The following is a 5,952-nucleotide window of genomic DNA, read 5'->3' on the forward strand; positions in this document are numbered from 1 at the left end:
CTTGGGTATATGACACCGGTAGAGTTTGAGAATAGGCAAAAGAACGAGGCTTTGATTTCTACTAATTTATATGCTTGACTTAATGGGGGGCATTACAAAAATTTCAATTTGTTCTTTTTTCACAACAATTCCTTTCTCAGTTGCAGTAATATTACCCTGCCTATCTAAGTACCGCGATCGTAGTTATTAAACTTTTCCCTTCATTAGTGTTAGGAACGTTTGCCGATATTTTCAGGAAATACGCGCCGGAAGCTACAACTTTTTGCCGGCCGTTATACCCATCCCATTCTATTTCATTAACCATACCTTCCTCCGTTCCTTCCGCCCCGAAACTACCCGCAGGGATTTCTCTTACATACACCAGATCCCCAACAGTGTTGTATAAGTACACAGAAACCTTTGCGGAGCGTGTAAGGATATATCGGATATTCAACTTTTGACTATCCGGAGTAAAAGGATTGGGGTATGCTGTTAAACCGTTAAGTAAATGATATTCCGGAGCATATTGCAGGACACAATACGTCCCTAACCCTTCTGTATTGTCTAAAGACAATGCTTGTGACTGGGAATCAACCAACTGTACTCCGGATGCACGGCGCCATACAGCATTGAGTTTTTCATTTTGAGTTAATTTACAGAGGCGCAGATATTGCGGTTTAACACCTTGTTGTTCTACCAAATATTTGGTTTTAATCCTCAAACGGATACTTTCATTTGTATAAACTTCCTGCCCGGCAGCATCGCTTAAGTATAAACGGTAAGACAAAGATGAATATTCTTTTGTCATAGGATCCTGGTTAGTATACTTCCCAGCTTCCTGTGTTTGAGCATTATTTTTGTTTTGTATAACACTTATTGATAAATATACTCCTTCAGGTAAACGGGTTAATGCTGTCGCTTCAAACATACCGTCGGTACTTGATACGCGGTACCTGTATGAATAAAACTTTATGTATTCCTGAATACTTGACGTATAGGAATTCATGCTGTCCCACGCGCTCACACGCCAATAATATGTTGTATCATCCAAAAAGCTAACATCCGGAATATAAAAGTTTGTCGTTAACCCAGCAATTTCTGTAACTTTACTGAAGTCCATAGTTGTACTGTATTGCAGCGTATAATTCACTTTATCTTCCTGGTTATTATCTGATGAAGATTCCCATACAAACTTTTTAGTAGAGGCATTAACATACGCATTTTCGTATGGATAGTTCAAATTAAACTCTTCCGGAGGCACATTATTATTATTTACGGTAAATATGCGGGTAATCTTAGTATCTGAATTTACAGGATAACCGCTATCGTGGACTACAAATTTTAGCTTGTAAAACAACCCGTTATTGTATTCATAGGTGTTCCATAAATAATAGGTGGTATTTACCAAAGTTTCTGTGGTTAAATTTAACCATTCACCATCAGGGGATATGGTATAGTAAATATCAATAAAATGATCATCAGCGTAATTATTATCTTTTACCGCCCATCTCAACGTCCAATTTCTGCTGACAATGTTAGTACCGGACGACGGGCTTACTACTTCCAATACCGGAGCGTAATTGGGATTATAAACTTTAAATACTGCAGTTGACTGCGCAATTCCGGTCATACCATATGAATCCCGTATTTCCACTCTTATCATACTGGCATAATTATTAGCAATGTGATTAGTATTCCACGTAGCCTGTGCATCATAGGTAAATATGCCGCTCGTAACTAAAATACTAAAATTATACCCGTTGTTTGTTGATATATATACCGAAGTCAAATATGTATCTTCAACATCAGGATCTGAAAAATGCCAGTTTATAGTTATATCCCCTTTCAATTCCGCATCTGCATTAGGTGTTAATATTTCAACAACTGGCACGGCGGGAGTTTTTATGCCATACAATGCCCTGCTTGTAGTTGAATAATTCCCAGCGGTATCACAAGAGCGAAGATAAACATAATAGGTTGTATCGTCGTTAAGGTTACTAAACAAATAGTTATTGCGTTCCGAAGGATTAAGTATAGTAAACCATGAATCTTTATATGTAACATCACGATTCCATACTTGATTAAAAGGAAAAATAGTATATGATGAAGCGGCAATTTCGTATACCGCACCTACCCCGGTTTCCATTGTACCATCATCACCTGGTGAAACCCATGTAAGCGTTATATTCCCGTGGCCCGGCCCTGAAATACCTGTAAACCCTGTAACTTCCGCAGGAGCAATACGGTCAATAATTACTGCCGAATTATTTGACCATTCTCCCGGAAGATCACTGGTATCCCGTGCGCGTACATGCCAGTACCAAACCCCGGGATTGAGTACCTGCGTTAAGGTATACCTGCTGAATCCCGCTCCCTCAGTGATTGACGATAAAGAAACCTTGTATTTGGATCTATATAATGTTGAAATGTCTACTTCAAAGTCATATAACAGTTCATCATTATCATCATCAGATGAGTTGGAAAAAGTAAACTCAATATATTCTGTATTTGTCCTAAACCCGTCTTTAGGGAGTAATGTATTAGTTTTCTCTGGGGCACAGTTATATACTATTCTTACCTCAGTAATTTCCGGGCTGTGAGGCGGGTCAACAGAGGTTAGATAAAATTTTAGTTTAAGATGCGTATAGTTCTTCGTTCCCATCCCTAAACTCACAGGGATTCCTGTACCGTTATAGTAATCCAGTTCGTTACCGTTTCGATCCAAAAATCCGGTCCAAAACACCCCGTTAGTGGAAGTTGATACCCTATAACCGATATTATTATTAACCGCGTCACTTGGTGGTTTTACAGTAACACTTTCCCATATAAGTTCCGTAGATTTATTAATGTATAACAGCGGTGTTGTATACTCCCCTTTAACAGCAAAATGGTAACTCCAAATATCAGAATGGTATTCTGATCCGGATCCTCCAAATACTACAACACTTTTTCTATTACTATCATAACAACCACAATGCCCAAAACGTGCCTCCGGCATCTTTTTCGTATACGAATACGACCATTCATTTTTTTTTAAGTTATACAACCACGTGTCGTTTGATAAACCAATTCTTTTTGAACCCCCAAAAAAAACTGCACGGCTAAGATATCTATCATAAACCATAACCGCATCAGAACATGCTACGGGAGCAGTTTTTGTTTGAACCGATAACCATTGTTTTGTAGGTAAATCAAACGTCCATGTATCATTCAATTCCTTGCTTGTATTATATCCCCCAAAAAGGACACATTTATTGTCATCTTTCGAGTAACACAGCATAGCGTTCATACGAGCTGATGGTGATACACTCATAACAATTTCTTCCCATTTACCTGTTCTATAATCGAATAACCATGTATCTCGTTTATATTGTCCCTCGCTAATACCGCCAAATAGTATAACTGTATTGCTGTCGGTAGACACTGCGCTCATCATAAATCTTTTTCCCGGTACGGTTCCCGTGGTAATAATCATAGTCCAAATATCCGTATTCCTATCATAAAGCCAGGTATCTCCATAAACCTCGTTAGAATCGTTTTTCCCGCCAAAAACAAATATTTTTCCGTTACCTAAATAACACATTGAATGCCCGTATCTTTTACCAGGTGAGGTTACAGGTTTTATTAATTCCCAACGGTCAATTGCAGGATTATATTCCCACATATCTCCATATACTTCATCAGTATTATTTGACCCACCGTATACCAGCATTGTTTTTGTTAGCTCATCATAAATAATCTGTGAATATCTGCGGGCATAAGGGGTATTATAAATATTCCCGGATATCCATTCATTCACTAAACTAACCGTAACATAATTCCCCGTGCTTGAAACCACAGTATTCTGCATATTGCCCATACCAAAACCTTCTGTTGTATTATAAATCTCAAACCTTGACGCAAAAATATGATGAGGTATTAATACAAGTATTAAAGACAGGAATATTACATTGTTTTTATTCACCCCCCTGTTTTCTTAACCCCTTGCCTCAATGGTAGTATCACGATAATTTGAGTTCCATTATTTAGTGACGAGATAACCCGTATCTCTCCGTGATGTGCCCGCACAATATCTTTTGTAAGCGATAACCCTATTCCAACACCGCTCTGCATTGAAGTTAAAGAATCATCTACCCTATAAAAATATTCGAATATTTTAGAATGTTCTGCTTGTGCGATCCCTATACCCTGATCCCAGACAGTAATTAATACGTTGCCCTCAACAATATCAACATTGATACCAATACTTTTATTTTTTTCGCTATACTTCACCGCATTATCTATCAGGTTAGTCAGTACCTGTAAAAGCGAGGATTTATCGCCTATCATTTTGATATTAATAATTGGATCATTGAGTTTAACCAATAATTTCTGCTGTTTTTTTTCAATTATTGGAAGCATAAGTTGTACGCTTTCATCTATGAGTTCTTTTATACAAAATTCCTGTAAATCCACCTTGTAGGTATTATGTATTAAACGCGAATAACAAAGGAGGTTGTTTACTAATGAACTCAATCTCGTATGATTGTTTTGCAGTATTCCAAGTATTTTTATCAATGTTTCATCTTTATCATCCTGGTATTTACTATACTCAGTTATTAATAGTTCCAACGCTCCTCCTAATGCAGTAAGAGGTATACGCAGTTCATGGGATACATTTGCTATCAGGTCAACTTTGAGCTTATTCAGTGTCCGGAGATCGCTGCTATGACGGCATTCCATGATCGCTATAGCGGCATTCATAGAAAACGCATTTAAGATATTCAGTTCATTCAGCGTAAACTCTGCTTTATCGAATTCACGAAATACGCAGAGTATTCCAAGGAGTACCTCATCAAACAGCAGGGGGAACCTTATTATCGGTAAATCTTGGAATTCAGGAATAACTGAATTCAAGATCGGGTTATGAATGTTTTCAATATTTAACAAAACAGCTGCGCTGCTATTTCCTATTTCTTTCTTCTTATTATAACAGGATAATATTTCTGAAAGCTTATACGCATATTTTGATTCTGAGATAGCACCGGGGTACAGCCTGTCTTTCTCAGTGTCATACAGCATTATCACGCCATTATCTGCATTACAAAGTTTAACCGCTTTTGATAATATATAATTCAAAATATCATGCTCTGGTTCAGGTTTATTTGTAAATAATATTTTCCGGTTTAACTCCAGAATACTATCTAATAGCGAGGTATCCGTTTGCTGGTGCAATAAACATAGCTTCATTAGAGTGGTTAACTTATTTTTGTCAAATGGTTTGAGTATATAGTCAAACGCGCCATACCTCATTGCTTTTACAGCAGTCTCAACATCGCCCTGGCCAGTCATTAATACGACTGCTGTTAAAGGCTCCCTTTTTTTTATTTCCTTAATTAATTCCAGCCCGTTAATCCCCGGCATTATCATGTCAGTCAATACTACATCAAACTTTTCTTTACTAATTATCGACAAGACCTCTTGCGGATCTTTACTTGTAAAAACTTCGTATCCTTCTTTAACCAAAATCCTGCGGCAGAGTGATAAGATTTCTTCCTGATCATCAATTACGGCAATTTTACGTATGCTTTCCATACTAAACTAACCTCTCCGTTAACTACACTTAACTAATATTTTGTTCAACACTTGCGACATTGCAACCAGTTCATATGGTTTGGGCAGTATACCTTTAAACCCGTACTTATCATATTCCGATACAACTATGTCGGTTGAATACCCGCTTGATACGATAGCTTTGACATTCGTGTCTATTTTTAGCAGTTGTCCTATAGTATCTTTCCCGCTCATCCCGCCGACTATTGTTAAGTCCAGTATCACCGCATCGATTTTCTTATCTGACTGCATCGCCTGTTTATATATCTCAACTGCTTGTTCTCCATTCCTGGCAGTAACAACATCGTATCCAAGTTTGGCAAGCATTTTCTCTGCTATTGCTAATATAGATTCTTCATCATCCATAACCAGTATCCTGCC

Annotated in this window: 3 protein-coding genes; all 3 read right to left on the reverse strand. The window is 37.7% G+C overall.

Going from position 1 to position 5,952, the window contains the following annotated elements; all coding sequences use genetic code 11:
• Positions 1-160 precede the first annotated feature (160 nt).
• Positions 161-3,943 carry a kelch repeat-containing protein gene (locus WC955_12780; GenBank protein ID MFA5859929.1) on the reverse strand — a complete coding sequence of 1,261 codons (3,783 nt, stop codon included), beginning with the start codon at positions 3,941-3,943 and terminating at the stop codon, positions 161-163.
• Positions 3,940-5,553 carry a response regulator gene (locus tag WC955_12785; GenBank protein ID MFA5859930.1) on the reverse strand — a complete coding sequence of 538 codons (1,614 nt, stop codon included), beginning with the start codon at positions 5,551-5,553 and terminating at the stop codon, positions 3,940-3,942. The genes WC955_12780 and WC955_12785 overlap by 4 nt, the downstream gene beginning before the upstream one ends.
• 18 nt (positions 5,554-5,571) lie before the next feature.
• Positions 5,572-5,952: response regulator (locus WC955_12790; protein ID MFA5859931.1), on the reverse strand; the 381-nt coding region annotated here is incomplete at its 5' end.

The sequence above is a fragment of the Elusimicrobiota bacterium genome (assembly GCA_041658405.1).
Lineage (GTDB): Bacteria > Elusimicrobiota > UBA5214 > JBBAAG01 > JBBAAG01 > JBBAAG01.

Bases quoted from the DNA above. Each gene is read 5' to 3' on its own strand.
- WC955_12785 (MFA5859930.1), bottom strand. From the start codon at position 5,553: ATGGAAAGCATACGTAAAATTGCCGTAATTGATGATCAGGAAGAAATC.